General features: G+C 68.2%; 26 protein-coding genes. 17 read left to right on the top strand and 9 right to left on the bottom strand.

Going from position 1 to position 26,031, the window contains the following annotated elements:
* The first annotated feature begins 6 nt into the window (after nucleotides 1-6).
* Both PSV23_RS02490 and PSV23_RS02485 read left to right on the top strand, forming a co-directional pair.
* Entirely contained in the window at nucleotides 7-3,258 is a 3,252-nt protein-coding gene (locus tag PSV23_RS02490; protein WP_300465931.1) for a multidrug efflux RND transporter permease subunit, read from the top strand.
* Nucleotides 3,258-4,700, top strand: coding sequence for a TolC family protein (locus PSV23_RS02485; protein ID WP_300465930.1), 1,443 nt, complete (start codon nucleotides 3,258-3,260; stop codon nucleotides 4,698-4,700). Before PSV23_RS02490 ends, PSV23_RS02485 begins: the two co-directional genes overlap by 1 nt.
* 469 nt (nucleotides 4,701-5,169) lie before the next feature.
* Here PSV23_RS02485 and PSV23_RS17355 read toward each other — a convergent pair whose 3' ends face one another.
* The gene (locus PSV23_RS17355) at nucleotides 5,170-5,604 is read right to left on the bottom strand and encodes a GSU2403 family nucleotidyltransferase fold protein (protein ID WP_366524197.1); all 435 of its coding nucleotides are present in this window, start codon (nucleotides 5,602-5,604) and stop codon (nucleotides 5,170-5,172) included.
* On the opposite strand from PSV23_RS17355, the gene PSV23_RS02475 reads away from it, so the two are divergent.
* From PSV23_RS02475 to trbB, 3 genes are read left to right on the top strand one after another with little or no spacing between them, the layout of a single operon-like run.
* A complete protein-coding gene (locus PSV23_RS02475; RefSeq protein ID WP_300465928.1) occupies nucleotides 5,500-6,126 on the top strand; it encodes a type IV secretory system conjugative DNA transfer family protein in 627 nt (208 codons plus the stop codon). The genes PSV23_RS17355 and PSV23_RS02475 overlap by 105 nt on opposite strands.
* Nucleotides 6,119-6,559, top strand: a complete 441-nt coding sequence (locus tag PSV23_RS02470) for a hypothetical protein (protein ID WP_300465927.1) — start codon at nucleotides 6,119-6,121, stop codon at nucleotides 6,557-6,559. Before PSV23_RS02475 ends, PSV23_RS02470 begins: the two co-directional genes overlap by 8 nt.
* 1 nt (nucleotide 6,560) lies before the next feature.
* The gene (gene trbB, locus PSV23_RS02465; RefSeq protein ID WP_300465926.1) at nucleotides 6,561-7,517 is read left to right on the top strand and encodes a P-type conjugative transfer ATPase TrbB; all 957 of its coding nucleotides are present in this window, start codon (nucleotides 6,561-6,563) and stop codon (nucleotides 7,515-7,517) included.
* 111 nt (nucleotides 7,518-7,628) lie between these two features.
* Here the strand turns inward: trbB and PSV23_RS02460 are convergent, their stop codons facing one another.
* The 4 genes from PSV23_RS02460 to PSV23_RS02445 all read right to left on the bottom strand — a co-directional run bounded on the left by PSV23_RS02460 (nucleotide 7,629) and on the right by PSV23_RS02445 (nucleotide 10,191).
* Entirely contained in the window at nucleotides 7,629-8,951 is a 1,323-nt protein-coding gene (locus PSV23_RS02460) for a type II toxin-antitoxin system HipA family toxin (RefSeq protein ID WP_300465925.1), read from the bottom strand.
* Entirely contained in the window at nucleotides 8,944-9,255 is a 312-nt protein-coding gene (locus tag PSV23_RS02455) for a helix-turn-helix domain-containing protein (RefSeq protein ID WP_300465924.1), read from the bottom strand. The genes PSV23_RS02460 and PSV23_RS02455 overlap by 8 nt, the downstream gene beginning before the upstream one ends.
* 170 nt (nucleotides 9,256-9,425) lie before the next feature.
* Nucleotides 9,426-9,905, bottom strand: coding sequence for a hypothetical protein (locus PSV23_RS02450; protein WP_300465923.1), 480 nt, complete (start codon nucleotides 9,903-9,905; stop codon nucleotides 9,426-9,428).
* The gene (locus tag PSV23_RS02445; protein WP_300465922.1) at nucleotides 9,886-10,191 is read right to left on the bottom strand and encodes a hypothetical protein; all 306 of its coding nucleotides are present in this window, start codon (nucleotides 10,189-10,191) and stop codon (nucleotides 9,886-9,888) included. The genes PSV23_RS02450 and PSV23_RS02445 overlap by 20 nt, the downstream gene beginning before the upstream one ends.
* Nucleotides 10,192-10,432: 241 nt before the next feature.
* On the opposite strand from PSV23_RS02445, the gene PSV23_RS02440 reads away from it, so the two are divergent.
* Entirely contained in the window at nucleotides 10,433-11,605 is a 1,173-nt protein-coding gene (locus tag PSV23_RS02440; RefSeq protein ID WP_300465921.1) for a Fic family protein, read from the top strand.
* Between the two features lie 135 nt (nucleotides 11,606-11,740).
* Here PSV23_RS02440 and PSV23_RS17450 read toward each other — a convergent pair whose 3' ends face one another.
* Nucleotides 11,741-11,995: an integrase core domain-containing protein gene (locus PSV23_RS17450; RefSeq protein ID WP_370460981.1), complete on the bottom strand. Its 255-nt coding sequence runs from the start codon at nucleotides 11,993-11,995 to the stop codon at nucleotides 11,741-11,743.
* Nucleotides 11,996-12,131: 136 nt separating this feature from the next.
* On the opposite strand from PSV23_RS17450, the gene PSV23_RS02430 reads away from it, so the two are divergent.
* Nucleotides 12,132-13,208, top strand: coding sequence for a type IV toxin-antitoxin system AbiEi family antitoxin (locus tag PSV23_RS02430; protein WP_300465920.1), 1,077 nt, complete (start codon nucleotides 12,132-12,134; stop codon nucleotides 13,206-13,208).
* Here PSV23_RS02430 and PSV23_RS02425 read toward each other — a convergent pair.
* Nucleotides 13,110-13,565, bottom strand: coding sequence for a HipA domain-containing protein (locus PSV23_RS02425; RefSeq protein WP_300466189.1), 456 nt, complete (start codon nucleotides 13,563-13,565; stop codon nucleotides 13,110-13,112). The two genes, PSV23_RS02430 and PSV23_RS02425, sit on opposite strands and share 99 nt — an antisense overlap.
* A 143-nt stretch (nucleotides 13,566-13,708) precedes the next feature.
* Here PSV23_RS02425 and PSV23_RS02420 point away from each other — a divergent pair, with 143 nt between their 5' ends.
* Both PSV23_RS02420 and PSV23_RS02415 read left to right on the top strand, forming a co-directional pair.
* Nucleotides 13,709-14,680, top strand: a complete 972-nt coding sequence (locus tag PSV23_RS02420; protein WP_300465919.1) for a hypothetical protein — start codon at nucleotides 13,709-13,711, stop codon at nucleotides 14,678-14,680.
* The gene (locus PSV23_RS02415) at nucleotides 14,671-15,426 is read left to right on the top strand and encodes a hypothetical protein (protein WP_300465918.1); all 756 of its coding nucleotides are present in this window, start codon (nucleotides 14,671-14,673) and stop codon (nucleotides 15,424-15,426) included. The genes PSV23_RS02420 and PSV23_RS02415 overlap by 10 nt, the downstream gene beginning before the upstream one ends.
* Nucleotides 15,427-15,675: 249 nt before the next feature.
* On the opposite strand, the gene PSV23_RS02410 is transcribed toward PSV23_RS02415, so the two are convergent.
* Both PSV23_RS02410 and PSV23_RS02405 read right to left on the bottom strand, forming a co-directional pair.
* A complete protein-coding gene (locus PSV23_RS02410) occupies nucleotides 15,676-16,944 on the bottom strand; it encodes a type II toxin-antitoxin system HipA family toxin (protein ID WP_300465917.1) in 1,269 nt (422 codons plus the stop codon).
* Complete coding sequence (locus PSV23_RS02405) at nucleotides 16,941-17,261, bottom strand: helix-turn-helix transcriptional regulator (protein WP_300465916.1); 321 nt, start codon at nucleotides 17,259-17,261, stop codon at nucleotides 16,941-16,943. The genes PSV23_RS02410 and PSV23_RS02405 overlap by 4 nt, the downstream gene beginning before the upstream one ends.
* A 660-nt stretch (nucleotides 17,262-17,921) precedes the next feature.
* Between PSV23_RS02405 and PSV23_RS02400 the strand changes: the two genes are divergently transcribed.
* From PSV23_RS02400 to PSV23_RS02365, 8 genes are all read left to right on the top strand, one after another.
* Entirely contained in the window at nucleotides 17,922-18,242 is a 321-nt protein-coding gene (locus PSV23_RS02400) for a TrbC/VirB2 family protein (protein ID WP_300465915.1), read from the top strand.
* The gene (locus tag PSV23_RS02395) at nucleotides 18,242-18,517 is read left to right on the top strand and encodes a VirB3 family type IV secretion system protein (RefSeq protein ID WP_300465914.1); all 276 of its coding nucleotides are present in this window, start codon (nucleotides 18,242-18,244) and stop codon (nucleotides 18,515-18,517) included. The genes PSV23_RS02400 and PSV23_RS02395 overlap by 1 nt, the downstream gene beginning before the upstream one ends.
* Nucleotides 18,518-18,524: 7 nt before the next feature.
* Nucleotides 18,525-20,963 (top strand): conjugal transfer protein TrbE, encoded by a 2,439-nt coding sequence (gene trbE, locus PSV23_RS02390; RefSeq protein WP_300465913.1) that lies wholly within the window; start codon nucleotides 18,525-18,527, stop codon nucleotides 20,961-20,963.
* Nucleotides 20,914-21,663 (top strand): conjugal transfer protein TrbJ, encoded by a 750-nt coding sequence (locus PSV23_RS02385; RefSeq protein WP_300465912.1) that lies wholly within the window; start codon nucleotides 20,914-20,916, stop codon nucleotides 21,661-21,663. The genes trbE and PSV23_RS02385 overlap by 50 nt, the downstream gene beginning before the upstream one ends.
* A gap of 12 nt (nucleotides 21,664-21,675) precedes the next feature.
* The gene (gene trbL, locus PSV23_RS02380; RefSeq protein WP_300465911.1) at nucleotides 21,676-23,004 is read left to right on the top strand and encodes a P-type conjugative transfer protein TrbL; all 1,329 of its coding nucleotides are present in this window, start codon (nucleotides 21,676-21,678) and stop codon (nucleotides 23,002-23,004) included.
* Nucleotides 23,005-23,006: 2 nt separating this feature from the next.
* A complete protein-coding gene (trbF, locus tag PSV23_RS02375) occupies nucleotides 23,007-23,690 on the top strand; it encodes a conjugal transfer protein TrbF (RefSeq protein ID WP_300465910.1) in 684 nt (227 codons plus the stop codon).
* A gap of 314 nt (nucleotides 23,691-24,004) precedes the next feature.
* Nucleotides 24,005-24,811, top strand: a complete 807-nt coding sequence (trbG, locus tag PSV23_RS02370) for a P-type conjugative transfer protein TrbG (protein WP_300465909.1) — start codon at nucleotides 24,005-24,007, stop codon at nucleotides 24,809-24,811.
* Nucleotides 24,808-26,025: a TrbI/VirB10 family protein gene (locus tag PSV23_RS02365; RefSeq protein ID WP_300465908.1), complete on the top strand. Its 1,218-nt coding sequence runs from the start codon at nucleotides 24,808-24,810 to the stop codon at nucleotides 26,023-26,025. Before trbG ends, PSV23_RS02365 begins: the two co-directional genes overlap by 4 nt.
* Nucleotides 26,026-26,031: the final 6 nt, after the last annotated feature.

The following is a 26,031-nucleotide window of genomic DNA, read 5'->3' as shown; positions in this document are numbered from 1 at the left end:
CCGGTCATGAACATTTCCCGCTTCTTCATCGACCGGCCGATCTTCGCGGCCGTGATCTCGGTGTTCATCACCCTTCTGGGCGTGTTCGCCTATCCGCTGCTGCCGCTGTCGCAGTATCCGGAGATCGCGCCGCCGACGATCGCGGTCACCGCCGTCTATCCGGGCGCCTCGGCCGAAACCATGGCCGAGACCGTGGCCGCGCCGATCGAGCAGGAGGTCAACGGCGTGGAGCGCATGCTCTACATCTCGTCCTCCTCGACCTCGGACGGGGTGGCGACGATCACCGTGACCTTCGAGCCGGGCACGGACCTGGACGCGGCCCAGGTGCTGGTCCAGAACCGGGTCGCCCTGGCCGAACCGCGCCTGCCCGAGCCCGTGCGCCAGATCGGCGTGACGGTGAACAAGCAGCAGCAGGACTTCCTGCTGATCATCGGCCTGACCTCGCCCGACCACAGCCTGGCCAACGACTATATCGGCAACTACGCCAACTCGGTGATCCGCGACCGGATGCTGCGCCTCGACGGCGTCGGCGCGGTCCAGGTGTTCGGCGGCGGCAACTATTCGATGCGGGTCTGGATCGACCCCGGCAAGGCCGCCGCGCGCAATCTGACGGCCCAGGAAATCGTCGGCGCCCTGCGCGGCCAGAACAGCTCGGCCGCCGCCGGCGCCATCGGCCAGCCGCCCTTCCCCACCAACGCCGCCGCCTTCCAGCTGCCGGTGCAGGTGCAGTCGCGCCTGAGCGATCCGGACCAGTTCAGCGACATCGTCATCAAGACCGACGCCGAGGGCCGCACCACGCGCGTCCGTGACGTGGCGCGGGTCGAACTGGGGTCGCAGGACTACGGCATCCGGGGCTATTTCGACGGCCAGCCGGGCGTCGCCCTGGCGATCCAGCAGCAGCCCGGCGCCAATGCGCTGGAAACCGCGGAACTGGTTGAGGCCGAGATTGAGGCCGTGCGCGCCGAACTGCCTTCGGGCATGGCGATCTCGGTGCCCTACAATCCGACCGAATTCGTCGCCGAATCCGTCGAGGCGGTGCAGCACACGGTGTTCGAGGCCATGCTGCTGGTGGTGCTGGTGGTCATCGTCTTCCTGCAGACCTGGCGGGCGGCGATCATCCCGATCGTGGCCATCCCCGTGTCGCTGGTCGGCACCTTCGCCGTGCTTCTGGCGCTGGGATATTCGATCAACTCGCTGTCGCTGTTCGGCCTGGTTCTGGCCATCGGCATCGTGGTCGACGACGCCATCGTCGTGGTCGAGAACGTCGAGCGATACATCCGCATGGGGCTGACGCCCAAGGAGGCCGCCTACCGCTCGATGAAGGAAGTGTCCGGGGCCCTGATCGCCATCGGCCTGGTTCTGGTCGCTGTGTTCGTGCCAACGGCCTTCGTGCCCGGCATTCCCGGCATCTTCTATCAGCAGTTCGCCGTGACCATCGCCTCGGCCTCGGTCATCTCCCTGCTGGTGTCGCTGACCCTGTCTCCGGCCATGGCGGCGGTGCTGCTGAAGCCGCACGACCTGCATCACGAACCGGCGCGCAAGCCGGGCGTTCTCGGGACCGTCCACTACTACGGCGGCTGGGCCGGACGCCGTTTCAACGAGGGCTTCGACTGGCTGTCCGACAAATACGGCCGACTGACCGCGCGCCTGGTGCGGACGGTGGGCGTGGTGCTGGCGGTCTATGTCGGCCTGCTGGCCCTGACCGCCTGGCGCGTCGTGGATACGCCGACCGGCTTCATCCCGGACCAGGACCAGGGCTATCTGATCGGCGTCATCCAGCTGCCCCCCGGCTCGTCGCTGGAACGCACCGAGGCGGTGATGAGCCAGGCGCGGAACATCATCGAGAAGACCGAGGGCGTGGACGGGACCGTGGCCTTCGCCGGCCTTGACGGCACCAGCTTCTCGTTCGGTTCCAACGCCGCGACCATCTTCGTCCGTCTGGACGAGTTCGACCATCGCAACGCCGAGCAGTCGGCCGTCGCCCTGGCCGGCGCCATCACCGGCGCGACCTTCGGTATCGAGGACGCCAACATCTTCGTCATCGCCCCGCCCGCGGTTCAGGGTCTGGGCAACGGCAACGGCTTCCAGATGATGGTCCAGGACCGGGGCGGCGCCGGTTATCGCGGACTGGAGGGCGCGACCTTCGCCATGATGGGCGCGGCGGCACAGGCTCCGACCCAGGTGCAGCAGGTGTTCTCGACCTACAACACCGGTTCGCCCCGCATCTCGGCCGACGTCGACCGCGACAGGGCCCTGATGATGGGGGTCCAGCCGAACGACGTGTTCGAGACGCTGGGCATCTATCTGGGCTCGTCCTACATCAACGACTTCAACTATCTGGGCCGCACCTTCCGGGTGACGGCGCAGGCGGAGCCGGCCTATCGCGACGACGCCGCCGACATCGCCAATCTGAAGACCCGCTCGGCCTCCGGCGCCATGGTGCCGATCGGCTCGGTGGCGACGCTGAGGGACGATTCCGGGCCGGCGCGGGTGGTGCGCTACAACCTGTTCCCGGCCTCCGAGCTTCAGGGGCAGGCGGCGCCCGGCGTGTCGTCCGGTCAGGCGCTGGACGCCATGGAAGGCCTGGCCGCCCAGGCCCTGCCGGCCGGCTTCTCCTACGAATGGACCGGACTGGCGCTGCAGGAAAAGGCGTCGTCCGGCGGGACCACCCTGGTCTTCCTGATGGCCGTGGTCTTCGTCTTCCTGGTGCTGGCCGCCCAGTATGAGGCCTTCACCCTGCCGATGGCGGTCGTGCTGATCGTGCCGATGTGCGTGCTGGCGGCCATGCTCGGCATCGGCATCCGGGGTCTGGACAACAACATCCTGGTCCAGATCGGACTGGTGGTGCTGATCGCGCTCGCGGCCAAGAACGCCATCCTGATCGTGGAGTTCGCCAAACAGGCCGAAGAGGACGAAGGACTGAGCCGCTGGGATGCGGCCATCAAGGCGGCGCGGATCCGTCTGCGCCCGATCCTGATGACCTCGTTCGCCTTCATCTTCGGCGTCGTGCCGCTGATGCTGGCCACGGGCCCGGGCGCCGAGATGCGCCAGTCGCTGGGCACGGCCGTCTTCGCCGGCATGCTGGGCGTGACCCTGTTCGGCCTGATCTTCACCCCGGTCTTCTATGTGGTCAGCCGATGGGCCGCCTCGAAGATCCCGCAGCGCCCCGAGAAACCACGCGACGCGCCCACCACCCACGGCCTGCCGCCTCATGACGCCGATCCGGCGCCCGCGACGCCCCGGCCGGGAGACGCCTGATGACCACCCGATCCCCCCTTCGGTTCCTGACCGCAACAGCCTTCGCCAGTCTTGCGCTGGCGTCGTGCGCGGTCGGGCCGGGGGCGCCCGACGCCACCCTTCCCCCCTCGGCGTCGGGCGCCTTCGTTGGCGGAGCCACGCCCGCCGTGACCGCCCAGGCGGCGCGTGACGACTGGTGGCGGCTGTATGACGACCCGACCCTGGACGCCCTGATCGGTCAGGCCCTGACCGGGAACAACGAGCTGGAGGCCGCCTCCGCCAACCTGCGCCGCGTCCGCGCGGCCCTGGGCGAGGCCCGCGTCGGCCGCTTCCCGACCACGACGACCTCGGCCGGCTTCACCAACAGTCGGCCGTCGGCGGCGACCCAGGAGCCCGGCTCCCTGCCGCCGGGCGCCAATGCGCCGGAAAGCGAGACCTGGGACGCCGGTCTGGACGTCTCGTACGAGATCGACCTGTTCGGCCGCGTCGGGTCGACCATTCGCGCCGCCCGCGCCGACGCGGACGCCGCCGCCGCGGCCCTGGACGTGGTGAGGGTTTCCGTCGCCGCCGAGACGGCCCGCGCCTATGCCGACGCCTGCTCGGCCAATGCGCAGATCGCGGTCGCCGAACGAACCATCGAACTGCAAGCGAACAGCGTGGACCTGACCCGGCGCCTGCTGGACGCCGGATCGGGCAACGGGCTGGACACCGCGCGCGCCCGCTCGGCGCTGGAAACCAGCCGCGCCAGCCTGCCGCCCCTGCGGGCCCAGCGCGACGGAGCCCTGTTCCGTCTCGCCACCCTGACCGGCCGCACACCGGCCGAGGCCAGCGAAGCGGCCCGCGCCTGCCGGCGTCCGCCGCAGCTGTCGCAACCGATCCCGATCGGCGACGGCGCCCAGTTGCTGGCCCGCCGTCCCGATGTGCGTCAGGCCGAACGCGAGCTCGCCGGCGCCGCCGCGCGGGTCAATGTCGCGACCGCCGACCTGTATCCACGCATCACCCTGGGCGGCTCGCTCGGGGCCACGACGGGGGAGGCCGACGGCTTGGGGGACAGCGAGAATTTCCGCTTCTCGGTCGGCCCGCTGATCAGCTGGTCCTTCCCCAATGTGTTCGCCGCCCGCGCGCGGATCGAACAGGCCAGCGCCGGCTCGGACGCCGGCCTCGCCAATTTCGACCAGACCGTGCTGGTGGCGTTGCAGGAGACCGAAACAGCCCTGGCCAACTACGCCAACGAGCTGGACCGGCGGGCGGCGTTGCAGGCGGCGCGGGATCAGGCCGCCACGGCCGCCCGGCTGTCGCGCCTGCGCTTCGACGCCGGCGCCGACAGCTTCCTGTCCGTGCTGGACGCCGAACGGACCCTGGCCTCGGCGGACGCCCAGCTGGCGGCCTCGGACGCCCTGGTCACCACATGGCAGATCGCCCTGTTCAAGGCGCTGGCGGGCGGCTGGGCCGGCATGACCTGAGGAGCGATGGCGCTTCAGGACCGGAACGCGCGCATCGGCTTGGCGCCAGCACCGTCGCGTCTGTCGTCCCGGGCCGACCGCGACTCTCAATCCCCAGGAACCCGCGCAGGTCGATGTCGCCTTCGCTCACGATCTCCAGCGCCTCGATCTCGTAGCCGTGCAGGGCGCAGAGCGCGGTGAGCCCACCGTCATGCAGGCGTTCAGCGCTGCTAGCAGGTACGCTTGCGGGTTGGCATGGAGATTGGTCCCACCCACAGCATCAAAAGCAGACGTCGCGAACATCCGCTACAGGTCGATTTTCGGATCGAGGGGCCGGTCGCCGATTTCGGGCCGCCCTATGCCTTCTGTGGGCGACTCGCTCCCTTGGTGGGCCAATCACGGGCTGATCTGACCCGAACACCCGACCAAATAGTCGCCCGCAGCGAGCACGAAGGGACCCGCTCCAAATTAAGCGGGCGCCGCTGTGGGGTCACAGTCCGTCCAGCAAGGCTTTGAGATCGGGACGTCGACCCAGGGTGGCGTCAAGAGCCGCGCGCCAGTGCGGCCCTGCATCGCATGCGACCCTGTAGGCCTCCGTGAGAAGATGCGGTCGGTCGTCAGCCAAAACCGTGATGAGGGCTTCGGCCTGGGCCAGATCCTTTCGCGCCTTGGCGCGGGCCGAAGCCGGCCGGCGGTTGGCGACGATCAACTTGTGAACCGCGTAACGTTCGGGTCTTGGGATCTGGACGAGCACGCCACTGCGATAGAGGCCGACAGCCGCGACAGGCTCGGCGATGAGGAAGTTCAGGAATGATAGGGCGTGTGCGTGGACGCCGAGGGGTTCGAGCAGACGAGTCTCTCCGTCGCCGCCAACGACATCGTCGAGACCTACGGGGCCAGCAACACCATCCTGGACAACTGCCACGTCTACACCGCCTTCAGCGCGCTCGACCCGCTCACCCAGGACAAGGTCTCCAGACTGACCGGGACGGTGCTGGAGACGCGGACAAGTCGCAGTTCGCCTGCCGGCCTCGGCGCGGGCCGCAGTTCGGTCTCGCGATCGCAGGTGGAGCGGCCGTTGCTTGAACCGGGCGAGATCCGCGCCCTGCCGGACGGGGACCAGCTGATCTTCGCCGCCGGCTCCAGACCCTTGCGGACGCGCAAACTCCTCTACGACAGCCGCGAACCCTTCCGGACCCGGGCGCGGGACGCCGCGCCGGACCAGGCCGCCCGCAAGGATACGCCGCCACCTGCGCCGCATCCCTGGTCCGGCCGACGCGGCCTGGGCGAGGACGCCACAGGCTTGCCGCCGTCCGAAGAGGCGGCGGACGCGATGGACGACAACAAGGCCACGCCGCGCCCCGCCGACATCTATGGGCGAGTGGCGCTGGAGATGGCGGCCCGGCAGGCCGCCCTGGATCAACTTCAAGGATTGGGCGATGCCTAGAAAAGACGCAGCGACGTGCCGGGTGCAGGTCTATCTCAACGACCCCAGGATCATCACCGGCCTGAACCGTGAGGCCCGATCGGGCCGGATGCCGCTGAGCCAGGCCGCCGGGCGGGCGATCGCCCGGGGGCTGCAGAAAAGCCCGCAGGCGGACCCGGATGATCGGCTGCAGCTGCTGGAACGGTCGCTGCGCGACCATATGCGGGCGACGGCGCGCGACATGCAGATCGTGCAGGAGCTGTTGATAGAGGTGGCGCGCGCCTTTTTCCCGACGCTCCCTGACGCCGTCGCGGATCAGGACCCGACGGTCCAGGCCGCCGTGGACCGCCGGATCGAGCGGCTGCTCGACGCGACGGCGGCGCGCATCGTGGCGGGCCGCTCCCAGCGGGACGCCGCCGGCCCGCAGGACCGATCGTTCGGCTCCGCGAACTGAGGTGGCCGCCCACCCCGTCATAGCGGAGCGCAAGCTCGAGGCCCTGCGTCATGCCTTGGGCGACACTGTGCTGTCCGCCCTCGCCGACCCGGAGGTCGTGGAGATCCTCGCCAATCCGGACGGGCGACTGGTGCTGGATAGAAGCGGCCAGGGTCGCCGGGACACCGGACAGACGCTGGCCGCCGAGGCGCGCGAGCGGGTCATTCGCCTGATCGCCGACTATGTTGGAGAAACCGTGACCTGGGACGACCCGCGGCTGTCGGGCGTCCTGCCGGGAACAGGCGAGCGGTTCCAGGGCGTTCTGCCGCCGGTCAGCGCGGCTCCGGCGTTTTCGATCCGCAAGCGGCCGGCGGTGATATGGACGCTCGACGACTATGTCCGAGCCGGCGTGATGAGCGAGGCCCAGGCCGCCGCTCTCAGGGAGGCCGCCGCCGGCCGGCTGAATATCCTCATCTCGGGCGGTACGGGGTCGGGCAAGACGACTTTGGCCAACGCCGTGCTGGCCGAGCCCGCCTTCGCCGGCGACCGGGTGTTTCTGGTCGAGGATACGCCCGAGCTGCAGTGTTCCGCCTGGGACCTCGTCTCGGTCCTGACGCGCCGCCAGCCGGTCGCGATTGGCGTGGTCGATCTGGTGCGCGACGCGCTGCGCATGCGCCCGGACCGGATCGTCGTCGGAGAGATGCGGGACGGGGCGGCCGCTCTGGAGACGCTCAAAAGCTGGAACACCGGCCATCCCGGCGGCCTGTCGACGATCCACGCCAACTCGGCCGCCGATGTCCTGTCCCGCGTGGAGGACCTGATTGGCGAGGTCCTCGTCCAGCCGCCTCGCAGGATGATCAGTCAGGCCGTTGACCGCATCGTGCATATCCGGCGGACGGCGTCGGGTCGTCGGGTCGAGGCAGTCCTGTCCGTCGATGGCCTGATCGGAGACGCCTACCAGCTGCGGTCGCTCGCCTGACGCCTCGAGGGTCCAGCGGCTGGCTTTCGGGCGCATCGGCGCGTCTGCGAATCAAGCGGCTGCCGCGCCGCCCGCTGCTCCGGATCCGAACCGGATTTTCAGACTGTTTCTTCAGGCCGCCGGGCGTGGCTTCGCGGCGGCCTCTTCAGGCGTCCATGCAGCCAACAGCGCCTCCAGAGTCCTCGCCCGGTCGGCGATGGTCTCGGCGAGCCGCCCGACGATCTCGTGGTCAAGGCCGGAGGCCCGCATTTCCTCCGCGACATCGTTGACCGCCGCGGGCGTTTCCCGGGCGAGCTCACGGGCGCGCTCGACCCACCGCTTCGGAGACTGGCGCACCTCGGCCGCCATCCGGCCCACATGCCGCGCCCCGATGTCCCTCAGCCGGTATTCGCCGCCGAGCTTCATCGCCAGCTTGAGCTTCTGATAGTCGAGACCGGGGTACGGCAGGGCGCTGGCGATGTCGTAGAGCGGGGCCAGGCGCACCCGCCCCTCTCCGGACAATAGCAGTGAGTAGTTCTTGGCGTGGGCGTCGGTGCCAACGACGATCCAGTTGAACAGGACAGCGTCCAGGAAGGTGTCTATGTCCTCGCCCGGTGCGCTCGACTGGTCCGCCAGGACCTCCACGCAGTCGCGCACGCCCGGCCCGCCCTCGTTCTGATACTTGTCGGTCGGAAGGCGGGCGAGGGCCTGGCAGAAGTCTTCCTGATGCACCCGCGCGATCCGGTCGCCGACACGCTGACGATCATAGCGTTCGACCACGATGGCGATCTCGTCCCCGAAGCGTTCGACGCGCGTCGCCGCCGCCGGAATGCCGAGGCGTCGCGCGAGCAGCAGGCAGAGGTGCTCGTTCTCGGCGTGGCCGTCGAAGGCCACGCTGGGCGGTTTGAGGATGTGGGTCGTGGGCAGCCGGCCCGACGGCACGCCCCATCGACCGTTCTCCCACATCAGGGCGGTCTTGGGCTGGGCGCCGGCGAGGCTGAACTGGCCCGTATCCCGCGCCGCCCGCCAGGCCGCCGGATCGTCCCTGAGCGCCTTCAGCCGTTCCGCGACCTGATCCGGCTCCAGCCAGTCGATGGCATCCTCGATGCCGCCTTGAAGGGCTTCCAGTCGCTCAGGACGAACGAACTGCACGGCGCCGGCGCAATCCTCACCGACCGCGCCGATCAAGGCGAAGGGATTCTTTGGCGAGACCTGGAAATGGCGGGCCCAGCGCTCGATGACGACATCGTTATCCGGCAGCAGACCCCAGAGAAAGGCGTTCACCGGCGTATGCGGATGCTCCGCCATAGCGAGCGGCATCGACAGGGACAGGGGGTAGGCGTCGGATCTCAGACGCCATGCGTCGTCGTAAACCAGAGACAGGCGGCCCTTGCGGCGGTGAAGGGATCCGATGGTCCGGCCGTCGAGCAGGAGGATGAGGGTTTCTTCAGCCACCCTGGCGAGCCCGCGCCACGATCGCATCGATGTCTACCGCCGGCCCCTCGCCCTCGCGCGCCAACAGCGGCTCCCCGATCGCCAGCGGCAGTTCCAGCGTCCGAAGGGTCCGCAGCACAAGGGCGAGCTCGGCGCCAGGCTTGCCCTGCTCGAGGGCCCCGATCCACTGACGGCTGACACCGACCTTGGTGGCCAGCGATCCCTGGTCCAGACCCAGCGCCTTACGGCGCGCCTTGACGGCCGCTCCCAGATCCTTGGACGAACGCACGATCATCGCAGCCACCTCGTCAGCATACGCTGACATTTATCACTGTCAGCGTTCGATGACAATACGAGATGTTAGCGTACGATTACAAACCATATTGTCATCGAACGCTGACAGTCATTTGGGACTTTAAGCCGGCGAAGCGAGCCGCTTCGCCCGGAAAGCCATAACTCGCTCAATCCGATCAACAAGCCAGACTCTGTAGCCGTTCAGAAGCTCGCGATCGCGGCCCTCCCCACCAAAGGAAGCAATCTGTCCGTCTCGGCCAGGGCGGCGGTCAGTGTCAGCCCGCCGGATTCGTCCCCTAAAAGACGATCCGTCAGCGCACGCTCCGCTTCGGCGGCAAGCACTTCCGGAAGAACGGCGCGGTTCCCGAGATAGATCAGCCGCAGGCCGAATGTGCGCAGCCGGTCGTCGTCGAAATGCTCGACAATCCTGACAGCCTCAGCCCACCCCGCTTCGTGGAAGTCGTCACGCCGCAGTTCGTCGTCCGGCCCGGGGAAGCCGTCATGCGTGCGACGCTCTGGATGAGGGGATCGCTCGTAAGCGGTCCGCCCGGCCGCCCAAGCGGCAACGATCCGGGCGCACAGAGCAGCATCGCCCTTCACCCGCCGGGCGACGGCCTCCAGATCGTCCACCGTGCGCCCATTGAGCAGGGCGTCCGGCACATCATAGAGCGGCGTCAGCACCCTTCATGGTGAGCCGCAGTCGCAACGCCGATTCCAGCGCGGCGAACGCTTGCGCTTCCGCCAGAGGCGCGAGTTCATAGTCAAACCATGCGTACAGGAAGGCATGTTGGGCGCGCCTGAACAGCGTAGCCACTTCATCAGGCACTGACGCCGGGATGACGATCGCAGCCACGATGGCGTGGTGATCACCGAGCGACAGCGCGCGCCACTCTCCGGCCGGCTCCTCGATGAGGAGATCCTGATAGCGCGGATCGGCTTCAAGCATCTGGTCGAGGGGCTTGATCATTGTTTTGACCGGTCGCGGGCCGCTCGCCCTTGCGGCGTGGGGGCGTCGAATCTGTAGACCTTCATGCCTCGGAAGATGGCACATCCGCATCAGCGCGCCGAGGAAGCTCCTGACCAGACGCACTGGCCCCCAATTTCACTCCGCCTGTTGCCCCCGTCCTTCTCCCATGGCGATAAGTTCGCTCTTTATCGATCATAATGTCGTGGAAATTGATCGATAAACGGTGTAAATATCGATCGTCATGTGGAATTGGCAACAGGATGCCTGGCCGGAATTCAGCTGGGATCGACATAAGCTTATACGTGCCGAAGCCCTCTTCGCCGAGGGCGCGGGCGTAGTCGTCGGCGCATCAAAACACCTGAGCGCCGACGAGCGCAACCGCCTCACCATCGAGCTCATGAGCCACGAGGCCGTGGACACCTCGGCCATCGAGGGCGAGCCGCTGGACCGCGATAGCGTCCAGTCGTCCATCCGCAGGCGCCTGGGGCTGGGCAGCGACCATCGCCGCGCTTCCCCCGCCGAGGCGGGCATCGCCGAAATGATGGTCGATCTCTACGAGCAATCCGCCGCGCCGCTAACCGAAGCGACCCTCTTCCACTGGCACCGGCTCATCACCAATGGCCGCACCGACCTAAAGGACATCGGGCGCTACCGCACCCACACCGATCCCATGCAGATCGTCTCTGGACCTTTGCATGCGCCCAAGGTGCATTTTGAAGCGCCGCCTTCCGACGAGGTCGCCCGCGAGATGGCGCGCTTCTGGCAATGGTTGGAGCGGAGCGCACCCACCGGGAGCGCGCCCCTTCCGGCGGTGACACGCGCGGGGATGGCCCATCTCTGGTTTGAGAGTATCCACCCGTTCGAGGACGGCAATGGGCGTGTCGGCCGGGCCATCAGCGAGAAAATCCTCGCCCAGGGCCTTATCACGCCAGCGATTACCGGCATGGCGAGCACCCTGCTCACACACCGCAAAGCCTACTACGTCGAGCTGGAGCGCGCCCATCGGGAACTGGAAATCACCGACTGGCTCCTGTGGTTCGCCGCCAGGATCCTGGAGGCCCAGAAGCACACCCTGCGTCAGGTTGAGTTTGTTCTGGAGAAGTCGCGCCTGCTGGATCGCTTTGGCAGCCAACTCAATGCGCGACAGGAGAAGGCCCTGTTGCGCCTCTTTGCAGCGGGACCGGCAGGCTTCCTCGGTGGCATGAGCGCCGCCAACTACATGAAAATCACCGCCGCCCCTCCAGCAACGGCGACCCGTGACCTGGCGGCGCTGACCACCATGGGAGCGCTACGGCGCACCGGCGAGAACAAGTCCACACGCTATCACTTGAACGCCGCAGCAGAGCCGCTGGCGGCGTTGGAGATTGCCGATATTGTCAGCGACGCTGGCAGCGCGGGCGTGTTCAACTCATGAGACGTTGATGGCTCGCCATCGTACGCCTCTCTATGCCCGAAAACCCAAAGCGCCCGAACAGGTGCTCCCCTCGCCAGTATGCTCCGCCAGCGGCAAGGTCGCTATCGGCTGACCTGCCCCCCTCTGGTCCCTCGGTCATAATGGGAGCCCGCGGGCTTCATAGCTGATCTGTTGCTCGGGTGGGAGCGGGCGGTCGGCGCAGCTATTGACGTCGCGCAGCCGACTGTCCGCGTGGTTCAGCCGCACGGTCTCCGGCGCGAGGCCGCCGTGAGCGGAGTGCGGTCGGACGTGGTTGTAGTCGTGCCGCCACCGGCCGATGACGGCGCGGGCCTCCGCCAGCTGAGGTGACAGATTTTCGAACTCGTCGAGGGCAGCGGGCCTCTCGGGCAATTCAGGCCTTCCGGATTGAGGATTTCATCAGCGTAAATCGACACTTTCAGCATGTTGGCATGTTTCAACATGTGTTGAAAACAGAAGCTCTAGTGAAAACTCTTGCAAATTTCATCGAAAGAGCTATTTTCATCGTATGTTGAAAGTGCAGGAAGCGGTGAAATTCGAGTCAGACGCGACGAGCGCGCTGACCGACCTGTTCGACCGCATCCCGATCACATGGATCGAGGGCGTCCGCACCCACGTCCGGCAGGGAGAGTCGGAAATCGACGCGATCTACGATCTTCGCGTCGGCGAACAGCCCTTCCAGCTGGTGTGCGAGTTCAAGACGAATGGGCACCTGCTCGCGGCGAGGCGGGCGATTGACCAGCTCAAGCGATCCGGCCGCGGCGCCAAGACCGAAGCGCTGATGTTCGTCGCCCCCTACATCTCGGAGCCTGCCCGCGCCGCCTGCACCGATGCCGGCGTGAACTATTTCGACCTCTACGGAAACTTCCGCATCTTCATGGGCAGCCTCTTTGTCGAGGCCTCGGTCGCCGACAAGCCGGCGGTGGAAAAGCGCGATCTCCGATCCCTCTTCAAGCCCAAGTCCTCCAGGGTCCTGCGGTGGCTGCTGCGCCATCCCGGCACGCCCATGCGTCTCAAGGAGATCGCCGAAGGCGCTCACGTCAGTCTCGGACAGGTCCACAACGTCAAGGAAGGCCTGTTGGCCAGGGAGTGGGCGACGGCCACGCCGGACGGGGTGGTTCTAACCGACGGGGACAATCTGGTGGACGCCTGGCGACAGGAATACGAAGCGCCGCCGCACAAGACGCGCTTCTACTACACGGTCCTGCATGGCGACGCCCTGATCGACAAGCTCAAGGGTCTGATGGCCCCCGACAAACGCGAACCTGTCCTGGCCCTCGGATCCTATTCGGCGGCGAACTGGTTGGCCCCCTACGCCCGGACCGAAACGACGATCCTGTACGCCTGGCCGGAGGCCTTGCCGGCCCTTGAAGCGGCGCTTGGGCTTGAGCCCGCGGCGAAGGGGGCCAACGTCGTCGTCAAGGTGCTCGACGAAGAGACCGTTCTTCGCGACGCGATGGAGGTGGTCGACGACCTCATGGTCACCTCACCGATCCAGACCTATCTCGACCTGTACGCGTCTGGCGACCGGGGTCGCGAAGCGGCTGAATTCCTGCGTCACGGCGGCTTCGGATGGCCGCGATGACCGACGCCTCTCATGGCCAAGGCCGGACGTCCGCATTTCGTCCGCGACTTCCCTGACCGTCTCAGGCGTCTTCCCTGGGAGCTCGCGGGCGCGCTCGACCCACCGTTTCGGAGACTGGCGCACCTCGGCCGCCATGCGTCCCACATGCCGCGCCCCGATGCATCCCAGCCGGTATTCGCCGCCGAGCTTCATCGCCAGCTTGAGCTTCTGATAGTCGAGGCCGGGGTACGGCAGGGCGCTGGCGATGTCGTAGAGGGGGGCCAGGTGCACCCGGCCCTCGCCGGACAGCAGCAGCGAATAGTTCTTGGCGTGCGCGTCGGCGCCGACCACCATCCTGTTGAACAGGACGGCGTCCAGCCCTGCGTGAAGGGCGCATCAAGGTTGCCGATGGACTCCAGCGGAGTTTCACATCAAAGTTGCTTTTAACATTGGCGGTGTTAAATTCGATTTCGATGTTAGAATCAAAGCAAGATGCTTGGGAGAAAACGCTCGCGAGCAAGGTGGAAGCCTATCTGCGCGAGATGTTCGGCGCCTCGCCCGATCTGCAACGCGCGCACCTGCCGCAGTTGCCGTATTTCATACCCGACCAATACACGATCTGGTCGGCCGACCTCGTCGGCCGCGCCTGCCTGTTGATGGCGCCCAAGCCAGGCTCAGACGCTAGCGTTGAGGAAATGGGCCGGCATGCCGATCTCGTACGGGACAGGAGCGACGGCCGCCTGGTCGTTCTGCTGTTCGAGGCGGTAACGCCCGCCCGCCGTCATGCGCTGCTCGTTCGGCGCATGGCCTTCATGGCGCCAAGGGCCCAGATATTCATACCCGAAGCGCTCATGGACCTGCGCGAACGCACGCCGCGCCATCCGCCCAGAGATGTGGAAACCTTCTCACCCACCGCCCAACTCGCCATCTTGGGCGCCATCCTGCGTCCCGATACGCAGGCCACCAGCGCCACCCACCTCGCACGTCGCTACGGGGTGGCCATCATGAGCATGACCCGGGCCTTCGACGAACTCGAGATGGCCGGCCTGGCCGACGCCGGACGTGTCGGACAGCACCGATCGCTTCGCCTCCACCATGCCGGCCGCGCCCTGTGGGACGCGGCGTCGCCCCGGCTTCAATCCCCTGTGCGCAAGGTGCGCGCCGTCATCATTCCCCGTCCGGAAAGGTTCCCCGGAAAGGTCGCCGGAGAGAGCGCTTTGGGTCACTACACGCCGTTGGCGCGTCCACGGCGGCAATGGCTGGCCGTCGCGTCCTCGGACTGGAACCAGCTCGTGCGGGACCACGGTCTTCGCGAGACGGACGCGAACGACCCCGACGGCGCCTTCGTCGAAACATGGGCTTACGATCCGGGGGCTCTGACGCACGACAACGTCGTCGACCGGCTGTCCCTGCATCTCAGCGTCCGCGACCATCTGGACGAGCGGGTGGCCATCGCCGCCGAGGATCTGCTTGAGGGGGTCAAATGGTCATAGGCCTCAGGCGCTGGCAGGATCATTTTGACGCCTACCGCGACCGCTATGTGATGGTGGGCGGCGTCGCGTGCGACCGGTTGATGGAAGACGCCGGCCTTCCGTTCCGAGCCACCAAGGACCTGGATGTGGTTCTGCTTATCGAGGTTCTGGACGCTGGCTTCCTCGCCGCCTTCTGGGCGTTCATCGACGCTGGCGGCTACGAACAACGATCCAGGGACGACCAGGGAAAAATCTACCGCTTCGAGAAGCCTGCGATCGACGACTATCCGCACACGATCGAACTGTTCTCGCGTGCGCCGGAAGGATTCGACCTGGCGCCGAACGCCATCTTCACACCGCTCGGGGTCGAGGAGACGGCGGCGAGCCTGGCGGCCATTCTGCTGGACGACGTCTACTACGACTATCTTGCGGCCAACATGCGGGAGGTCGGCGGCCTGCCGCTGCTTTCGGAAGCCGCCCTAATCCCATTCAAGGCCCGCGCGTTCCTCGATCTGTCTGCGCGCAAGGCATCGGGCCAGAGCGTCGACAGCAAGGACATCAGGAAACATCGTAACGACGTGTTCCGCATGCTCCAGCTTCTGCCTGGCGACACCGTCCAGGACGTGCCGCCGCCCATAGCCGGCGACATGAATGAATTTGTCGCGGCTGTTCGGGGCGATGAAACCTTCGCCCCGGGGTCGTTTGAGGTGAAGATGTCCGCCGCGACCGCTTTGGCCCGTCTCTCCGCAGCCTACGGCCTGGCCTGATCTCCGCCACCGGCACACCGTCCACACCCTGCTTCAAAATGAACGCCTTCTGGGCGTCCGAAAATGCCGATGCCTTCATGGTCTTCCGCTCCTTCCCAGCCAGGGAAATCTCAGCAGAAAACTCTAACGTCCCGTGATCCAGTTTCTGGGGAGCAGATCATCGGGTCAGGCGATTCAGGTTCAGGGGGCAGTCGGATTGAGGACCCGGCGATCTGGATTGATCCGCCGCCCGGAGCGCCTCGCGGGGTTTCAGGCGAGCGCCCTCGCCGCCTCGCGCTCGCGATGTTCGAAGGCCGGGGCGAAGGCGTCCAGTTCCGGGCCGCTCAGTCCGAGGCTGGCGCCCAGATCGCGCCACAGGGACACCGCGGCCTCGACTTCCCCCAGGATCGCCTTCGCCCGGTCGCGGGTCATGCCGAAATAGGCGACCACGGACATCAGCGCGTCGACCGTGGCCTCCGGACCGGCGTCCTCGGAAATCCAGGTCTTGAGCTCGCGATCGCGGTCCGGAAAGGGATTGACGTCGAAAGCCGGAGACAGGATCCAGAAATCCCTGTCCGCGTGCAGGAAACCGTGGTTTCGCAGGTGGTCGTCGACGTTGTTGATCATGACCGAAAAGGCCATCCGTCGCCAAAGCTCCTCGATGTCCTCGGTCGGCCGGGCCCCGTGGATGCGGATGGCGTCCACGATCTCCGTATAGGCGTGATCCTCCCGGGGGTCCGCGCCCAGCAGGGAGGCGGCGGACATATAGTCCAGCCGCAGACCGTCGACCCGGTCGAACCGCCGGATGACGGCGATGGGATCGCCGTCGCTTTCGATCAGCTTCGCCCTGGCGGCGTTGATCCCCGCCTTCGCCGCCAGTTCGAGGGCCAGGACCTCGCCGGCGACGACGGCGCGCTCGTCCCCCACGCTGGGGAATTTGCCGATGGAGAGGATCCCGTCGTCGTCAATGATCGAACATTTGGGACGGCGGCCGCCGAGGGAGGTGCCGCGGCCGCGCAGACAGGCGAGGTCGGCCTCTGTCTCGGTATTGGTCTCCACCGCGCGGCTGGCCCGGAGCAGACGGCCGAGTTCGATCAGGGGCGGGGTCCCGCGCCCCTCCTCCACGTGACGCTGGAACTGACCCTCGTGCATGAAGCGCAAGGCGCCCATGCGATTGAAATCATCGACCGCGAGCAGATAGTCGAGCGCGTCCAGGGCGGCGGCGGGGGGTTCCTCTCCCCTCCGGCGTTGCGCTTGCCGGCGCTTGGCGTGGTCGCGGCTGATCACCCGCCGACCCCAGCCGTCGGGCTCCGTATCGGCGATGGCCCCGTGAAAGGCGGAGCCGCCCTCGGTCTTCCTTTGAAACTGGGGCCCGGCGATGCGCGGCAGCCCGGGATCGATGGTGAAGCCTTCGGGGTCTTTCAGCCAGTCGTCTGCGTATTCGAACGCCGAGCTCTCGCGCCCTCCTTCCCGCTTGTAGTGGAGACGGCCGATCAGACGGGCGTTCTCCCCGATATGGACGTCCACGGTCCGGCTCACAGGGGTCGCTCCGACTTCGGCCGCCGGACCCGTTGGGGCAGGCGTTCCGCTTCGAGCAGGAGGCCCTGATCGTCCAGGGAGGCGTCGACGATGTTCGACAGCGGGTCGCCGAGGCCCAAGACGAAAAAGGCCATGGCGTAGCTACCCAGGGCGACCTTGGGATCGCCCTTTTCCATCCGGTAGTAGGTGGTCTCGGCCACGCCGATGCGTTCGGCCATCATCGAGGCCGTCAGGTTGCGCTTTTTCCGGGCGATCGACAGGTCACGGCCCATTTTGAGAAGACCCTTCCGCACCCTCATCGGCAGGATGGTTGACATGGGAATCCTCTCCTGACTTGCATATAAGCGACCTTATTGTGGGATAAGCTCCTATACATGATAGCTTAAAGAATATCCAATTGACGCTGGGCAGCGCACGGCCGGGGGGGGGGGGGGGGGGGGGGGGGGGGGGGGGGGGGGGGGGGGGGGGGGGGGGCCGCCCCGGCCCCCCCCCCCCCCCCCCCCCCGCGCGCAAGCCGTTGCGCGGCCAGAAGAGAAGGAAGGGCGCCGGAGGGAGGCCCCCGGATGGGCGGCGCCGCTTGTCCGGTTCGGCGATCTCAACGGCGTCTGCGCCGCCGCCGCCGGGCGCCGACACGCCCGATCCATCGCAAACCCCGCGGCTGGCCGGGCGCCTGCGGACCCGTTCCGGGATGGCTCGCGGCCATCGGCGCCAGGACGGAAAGGCGAGCAAATTGGGGCGGAGGCTCAACGGGACGTGCAACGGCGGCCCCGCGCGCGGCGCGGCCGCTGGGGAATTCCGCGCGCCTTCACGACCTGCTCGAAACTCGATCCAAGTCATAAGCCAAGTCTTTTCGAGTTGAATACAAGTCACCAACAACTTGAGGCAGACAAGTATTTTATAGTATTGACAGCAACTAAATACGTCGCTTTGCTTGCATAACGAGAGAGCAAACAGTCTCGCAGCGAAGGACGCGCCTTATGAACCAGATCGTTGTTCGCCGCCTTTGCGGCGCATTGGCCTTCTGTAGCCTGACGGTCGCCGGGCCCGCGCTGGCCGGCGGTTCCGGAATGCCCTGGGAAGGGCCGCTACAGCAGGTGGTGGCGTCGATCACGGGTCCCGTCGTCCAGGCCGCGGCGGTTGTCGCCGTCGTCGTCTTCGGGGCCGGGATCGCCATGAGCGAGAACGGGTCGTCGATGCGGCGCGGTCTGGGGATCATGTTCGGCCTGTCGATCGCCTTCGCGGCCTCGACCTTCTTTCTGGACTTCTTCGGCTTCGCCGGCGGAATGGAAATCGGCTGATGACCGGCGCTCCGGACGCCCGGGCCGAAGGCTGGGACCTGCCCGTGGCCCAGGCCTTGGCCGAGCCGGTGCTGATGGCCGGCATGCCCCGTGACTATGCGATCGTCATGGGCACGATCGCCATGGTCCTGGGTCTCGCCCTTCGCATCTGGTGGCTCGGCCTGCTGTGGTGGGCGGTCGCCCACGCCATCGGCCTGTGGGCCGCGCGAGCCGACCGCCGGTTCTTCGATGTCCTGCGGCGTCATCTGGCGCTGCCCGCCCATCTGGACGCGTGAGGCGGAGATGCGTTTTCTTGACGAACACCGCCGCCGCCCCGCCGCCCTGGCGGATCATCTGCCCTGGGCCGCCCTGGTCGCGCCCGGCGTGGTCCTGAACAAGGACGGCTCATTCACAACGGCCTTCCGGTTCCGGGGTCCTGACCTGGAATCCTCGACGGGGGACGAACTGATGGCGGTGCGCGCCCGGCTCAACAATGCGCTGAAGCGCCTTGGCACCGGCTGGTGCCTGCATATGGAAGCCCGCCGGCGCGAAGCCGCCCCCTATCCCGAAAGCGACTTCGACATCGACGCGGCCTGGCTGCTCGACGCGGAGCGCCGCGACCGCTTCGAGGACGCCGAACCGGCTTTCGAGACCGACTTCCGGCTGGCCCTGACCTGGTTGCCCCCGGCCGACGAGACCCGGCGGATCGAGCGCTGGCTGTTCGATGGCCTGGCCAGGAGCGGAGCCGACTGGCGCCAGGTCTTGACCGCCTTCGCACGTGAAGCGGCCACCACTCTGGATCTGTTGTCCGACGCCCTGCCGGAAATCGCGGCCTTGGCCGACGACGAACTCCTGACCTGGCTGCACGACTGCGTCTCGCCCCGGGCCTTCGCGGTCGCCGCCCCCGATCAGCCCATCTATCTCGACGCCTGGCTGGCGGACGCGGGCCTCACCGGCGGGGTCGCCCCGCGTCTCGGCGACCGCTGGCTCAAGGTCGTCTCCGTCCGGGGCCTGCCGTCGGTGACCCGGCCCGGCCTGCTCGACGCGCTTGGCGCCCTGCCATTCGAATATCGCTGGACGGCCCGGTGGATCGGCCTCGACAAGCCCGAGGCCGAACGCGAGATCGTCAAGCTGAGGAAGCGCTGGTTCGCCAAGCGCAAGGGCGTCGGCGTCCTGCTGCGCGAGGCCATCACCAGGGAAGAAATCCCGCTCCTCGACACCGACGCGGCCGCCAAGACCGAGGAGTGCGACGGCGCCCTGAGCGCCCTGGGCGCCGAGGCCTGCGCGTTCGGCTATCTGACCCTGACGGTCACCGTTCTCGACGCAACGGAGGACAAGGCGGCCGCGAAGGCGCGCGCCGTGGAGGCGGCGCTCAACGCCCAGGGCCTGCTGGCCCGGATCGAGGATCTCAACGCTGTCGAGGCGTGGCTGGGGTCCCTGCCCGGCGAACCCTATGCGGACGTGCGGCGGCCCATGGTCTCCACCCTGAACCTGGCCGACCTTCTGCCGGTCTCGGCGGTGTGGGCCGGTCCCTCGGCGGACGCCTGCCTGGACGGACCGCCGCTGGCGACCGCCCGGACGACGGGATCGACGCCTTTCCGCCTGGTGCTCCACGTCGGCGATGTCGGCCATGCCATGGTCGTGGGGCCCACGGGCTCGGGCAAGAGCGCGCTGCTGTCCTTCCTCGCCCTGCAATGGTTCCGCTACCCCGGCGCCCGGGTCGTCTTCTTCGACAAGGGGCGCTCGGCGCGCGCGGCCACCCTGGCGGCCGGCGGAGTGTGGCGAGCGCTCGAACCCGGGGCCCGCTTCTCGCTCCCGCCGCTGGCGGGGATCGATGACGAGATCGAGCGGGCCTGGGCCTCGGAATGGATCGCCGAGACGGTGCGCCTGGCCGGGCTCGATCCCGTCCCCCGGGTCCGCGAGGAGATCTGGGCCGCGCTCGCCGCGCTCGCTGAAGCGCCGGTCCCGCAGCGCACCCTGACGGTGTTCTGCGCCCTGGTGCAGGACAGGGCGGTGGCCGCCGCACTCGAGCCCCTGACGCTGAAGGGGCCGCATGGCGCGCTTCTCGACGGTGAAGGCGAGACCCTCAAGCCCAGCCGCTTCGACACCTTCGAGCTTGAATCGCTGATGGCGACCCCTTCGGCGGTCGCGCCGGTCCTGTCGGCCCTGTTCCACCATCTGGAGCGCAGCTTCGACGGTCGCCCGACCCTGCTCATTCTGGACGAAGCCTGGTTGTTCCTGGGCGAGACGGCCTTCGCCGCCAGGATTCGCGAATGGCTCAAGACCCTGCGCAAGAAGCGGGTGGCGGTCGTGTTCGCGACCCAGTCGCTCGACGATGTCGCGGCCTCGACGATCGCGTCCAGTCTGATCGAGAGTTGTCCGACCCAGGTCTTCCTGCCCAACCCCCGGGCGATGGAGCCCGCCTCGGCGACCCTGTACCAGGGTTTCGGCCTGAACCGCCGCCAGCTGGAGCTCATCGCCTTCGCCACGCCCAAGCGCGCCTACTACTGGCGCCAGCCGCGCGGCCGCAGGCTTTTTGATTTGCGGCTGACCGGCGTGGCGCTGGCGTTGTGCGGCGCCGGCGCGCCCGAAGACCAGACCCTCATCGACGCCATCCTCGCCCGCACCGGATCCGACGCCGTCGGCCGGGACGGTTTCGCGCGGGAATTCCTCAAAGCCAAGGGAGTGCACAATGTCGACGCCGTCCTCGACGCCTTCGCCCATCCGCTCGCGGCCGAATAGGCCGCTGCGTATCCTGACCGCCGGCCTCGCCGCGGTCAGCCTCCTGGCCGTCGCCGCCCCCGTTCCGGCCCAGCAGGTCGTGTTCGACCCGCGCAACCATATCGAGAACGCCCTGCAGGCGGCGCGCCAGCTGGAGAGTCTGGCCAACGAGGCCCGCAGCCTGGCCGCCTCGCCCTACAGCCATCTGGCCGGCAACAGCCAGTCGTTGCGGGACATGGCCGAGCTGGCCCGGACCGCCCGCGGCATCGCCGCCTCGGCCGAGGGGCTGGAGCAGCAGTTCCGGTCTCTCTATCCCGATGATGTCTCCGGGTCGGACATCCTGCGCCTGCTCGAACAGGGCCGCGCCCGGACCGCCAACGCGCGACGGACGGCCGAGGACGTCGCGCGCACCGCGGCCGAACTCGAACGGCTTGGTCAGCAACGCGGACAGAGACTGACCGGCGCCCTTTCCGCCAGCGAAACCGCGTCGGGCCAGACCGCGGCGATCCAGTCCTCCAACCAGATGTTGGCGGTCCTGGCGGAAGATCTGGCGGCCTTGCGGACCATCATGCTGGCCCAGTCGCGCCTGCTGGCCGAACAGACGGCGCGAGAGGCCGCCGACCGGACCGCCGGAGACGAGGCCCGCCGTCGGCGCTGGTCGCGGTCGGCGACCACGCCGGCCGCCCCCGCCTTTGATCCCTTCGCCCACGCGCGGGACTGAGGAGGCGCGGCGATGTCGGTCGGGCCGGAAACCCCCAATGAGCTGATGGTGGTGTTCTCCAACACCATTTCGGCCGGGTTCGACGCCCTGCAGGGCGCGGTCAACGGCGTGTTCGGCCTTCTCATCGTGCTGGTGGTCGCCCTGACCGGCATCCAGTGGGCCCTGTCATCCAACCGCGAGGTGCTGGCCTCGGGCTTCGGCAAGGTGCTCCTGATCGGAGCCTTCGCCTGGTTGATCAACGACTGGCAGCAGCTGTCCGAGACGATCTATGCGGGCTTCATCGAACTGGGCCTGACCGCCGGGGGCGGCTCGCTGAGCCGTGCCGACTTCCTCAATCCCGGAGCCATTCTCGCCCAGGGCTGGGAGATCGTGAAGGCGCTCGGCGAGACCCCGGCGCCGGTCGACAACCCGCTCGACGTGGTCGGCAACATGTCGGACGCCCTGATCCTGGGCCTGGCCATGATCGGCATCATGCTGGCCTTCGCCGTCCTCGCCCTGCAGATCATCGTCGCCCTGCTGGAGTTCAAGATCGTCACCCTGGGCGGCTTCGTGCTGCTGCCCTTCGGCATCTGGAACAAGTCCGCCTTCCTGGCCGAGCGGCCGCTCGGTTACGTTGTCTCATCCGGCCTCAAGGTGCTGGCCCTGGCCCTCGTGATCTCCGGCGCCCGGACGATCTTCGATCAGCTCCAGCCCTCGGCCAATCCCGACATCTACGAGGCGTTGAGCATCCTGGTCGCCGCAATCCTGCTGGCCATGCTGGCCCTGTTCATCCCCAATCTGGCCGCCGCCCTTGTCACCGGTGGTCCGGCTCTGGGGGCGGGCTCGGCGGTAACTGGCGCGCTGGCGGTTGGCGGCGCGGGCGCCCTGGCGGGTGCGGGGATCGCAGGAGCGGGGTCCGCAGCCGCAGGGGCCGCCGCGCGGATGGCGGCGCCGGCGAAGGCCGCGGCCGGCGCAAACTCGGGCCGTCCCCCATCGCCGCCTTCATCAATGCCCTCATCGCCCTCCCCGTCGCGCCCGTCGTCGCCTTCGCCGTCGCCTCCGCCGTCGTCCGGCCGCGCTCCTGGCGCGTCCAAACCCTCCTCGGGTCCCGCGGGCCCCTCGTCGCCACTCAGCGGCTCCGCAGCGGGCGGCTCGCCCGAGCCCGTCTCCGGGGCGGCCGCCGGAGCCTCTTCGGCCGCCCGCCAGACCGCGACGGGACCGGCGGCGGCCAGACCGCCGCGGCCAGCTGGCCGGTCTGCCGCGCTCCAGGCCTTCTTCGTCGCCAACGCCGGCCGGAGCCTGCTGCCCTCCGGCGAAAGCAGCGGCGTCCTGTCTCCCAATCTCAAGACCGAGGAGTCCTGACCATGCACCCCTTCTTTCGGCCGAGGCGAGCGCTCACGTCCGCGCCTGACACCACGCCCTACCAGCGCGCCGGCCAGGTCTGGGACGACCGGATGGGCCTGTCGCTCGCTCACGCCCGCAACTGGCGCCGCATCGCCGTCGCCAACCTCGCCCTGGCGGCCTTCCTCGGCGCAGGTTGGTGGGTCCAGGCCGATCGGGCCGTCGTCAAACCCTTCATCGTGGAGGTGTCTGACCTCGGCCAGACCCAGAGGATCACAGCCATCGGAGGGCGCTACGAGCCGACCGAGGCCCAGATCGGCCATGCGCTCGCGGGCTGGATCCGCGACGTCCGCTCCAAGTCGATCGACCCCATCGTCATCCGCCAGAACTGGCTGGCGGCCTATGACCTGCTGACCCCCAGGGCGGCCGGCTTCCTGAACGCCTGGGCCTCGAGCCACGACCCCTTCGCCGAGGTCGGGCGCGAGGCGGTCAATGTGGAGGTGCTGAACGTCGTGCGGCGCACCGAGCGCACCTACGACCTGCAATGGCGTGAAACCCGCTTCGTCAACGGCCAGCAGGCTGGCGTGGAGCGGTGGCGCGCCCTCATCACCACGGGTCTCCAGGCCCCGCGCACCGAAGCCGAACTGATGAAGAACCCCCTTGGACTGAAAATCGAGGACATCTCATGGACGCCCGACGCCTCCTGATCCTGACCTGCGCAGGCCTCGGCCTGTCGGGCTGCGCAACCTTCGGGCGGGACGCTGCGACGCCTGCCGTCGAGGCGCACGCTGTCCACGCCCGTGCCGACGGTCCGGCGTCCCTTCCCCTCGCGGCTCCAGGTGTTTCCTTACGAGACGAAGAGGCAAACGCCCTCGGTTCAGCATTCGTCTCCGCATCTGCGTCCGGCTCCGGTCCTTCATCGGTTCATGTCCTGGATCCTGTGCGGAACGCCGGGTCGGATCCTGGGCCGCTGTCCGCACGGGTTTCCGATCGCGGGCGCCCCTCGGCCTCGCCCGCACCGGTGGTGGAGACGTATGAAGCCGGTCATCAAGAACCCGCTTCGGGTGGGACAGGACGTCGCGCCATCGCGGCGGCCAACGCCGAGGCCCGCGCCGCTTCGCGCGCGGACAGCTTTGTCGGCGGTGTCCAGATCTTCGCCTGGTCGCCCGGTCGCGTGTTCGAGGTCTGGACCGCGCCCTTGAGGGTGACCACCCTGACGCTGGGCGAGGGCGAGACCGTCGTTTCCAAAGCCGCCGGAGACACGGTTCGCTGGCAGATCGGCGAGACGACCTCGGGCGCCGGCGCCGGCGAGCGGACCCATGTTCTGCTCAAACCGCTTCAGCGCGGGCTGGAAACCAACCTCGTCCTGACGACGAGCCGCCGGGTCTATTTTCTGGAGCTCAGGAGCGGCGACGCAGACAGCTTCAACGCCGCCGTCGCCTGGGACGCGGCGCCCGCGGAGACCCTGGCGGATCGGCCGCCCGGACACGACGGGGAGATCCGGATCCCGGATCCGGTCGCCGCGCCGCAGGGACCGCTAGACGCCCGCTACCGGATCGAGCCGCGAGGGCGTCGGCCGCGCTGGACGCCGACCTCAGTGTTCAACGACGGACAGCGCACCTTCATCACCTTTGACGCCGATCTGCAGATCGACGAAGCGCCCGCCCTCTTCGTCGTCGCCCCCGACGGCGAGGCCCAGATGGTCAACTACCGCCAGTCAGAGGGACTCTACATCGTCGACCGCGTGTTCGACCGCGCCGAGCTCCGGCTGGGTGATCGCCGCCCGCAGGTCGTCCGTATCCAGCGCCTGCGGGGAGCCGCCCGATGACCGTCGAACCTCGTTTGACGCCGAACGGCTATCCCGCCGGACCGATCGACGCCGAGGCCGCCGCTGACGGGCCCGGAACCCCGGCGAAGGAACCGCCGCCGGGCCTGTCGATGCGAGCGCCCCGTCCGCCGGCGACCCGACTGCGCAAATCGGTGGTCCAGACGATCGTCATCGGCGGGGCGGTCCTGGTGTCCGGTTCCCTGACCTGGGCGTTTGTGGTTCAGCCTGAACTGCGCGAAAGCGCCCGGGCGCGCGCCGTCGAGGCGCGGGAGGACCGGTCTCGCGGCGTCGTGCGTCCTGCGGAGGCCGTCACCGACCAGCCCGCCACCTACGACCGACTGCCGCCTCCCCGAGGGGCCGGCGACGTCGATCCGACGCCGGCGACCGATCCGGCGGCTCGCGCGGCGACCGGACCGCGGTACGGGTCGGGCGGCGGCGGTTACCGGGCCGCACCCGGTGCGAACGACGCGAGGCCTGGGACGCTGACACCCCGGGAACTGGCGGCCCGATCGGGCCTGTTCTTCGACGTCGCCCCGACGGCGCAAAGCGCGCCCGGGACGCCGGGAGAGGTCGATCCCGGCCGCCCGGCCCCGGGAGATCCGGGGGCGATGTACAACGGTCACACCCTGACCGCTCCCTTGTCGCCTTATGAGCTCAAGGCCGGAGCGATCATTCCGGCCGTGCTTCTGACCGGGATCGACACCGCTCGGGAGGGGCCTGTCGTGGCCGCGGTTTCCCAGAACGTTTTCGACACGGTCAGCGGCCGCCATCTGGTGCTGCCCCAGGGCACGCGCATGATCGGCCGGCACGAGGGCGCCGGAGCCTACGGAGACCGCCGCGCCTTTCTGATCTGGGACCGGATGATCCTGCCCAACGGCAAGAGCCTGATCCTGACCGGCGAGCCCGGAGTAGACGCCCAGGGCGCGGTGGGAGTTCGGGGGCAGGTTGATCGCCGGATCCTGCCTCTTTTGGTGGGAACCCTGTTCGCCGGCGCCATCACGACCCTGGGACAGATCGCGCGGGACGACGATGGGCGCGCGTCAGGCGGCCTCCTGGGCGACGCCGGCGACGCGGCCGCGATCCAGGGGTCCCAGGTCGGCGGCCGTCTGATCGAGCGGGAGCTTGAGGTGCGTCCGTCTATCCGGCTGCGGCCCGGCGCGCCCGTGCGGGTGATGATCACCCGCGACCTGATTCTGGAGCCCTACCGACCATGAGCGCTT

The organism is Brevundimonas sp. (genome assembly GCF_029946145.1).
Lineage (GTDB): Bacteria > Pseudomonadota > Alphaproteobacteria > Caulobacterales > Caulobacteraceae > Brevundimonas.
This window is presented reverse-complemented; position numbering and strand designations above follow the sequence as displayed.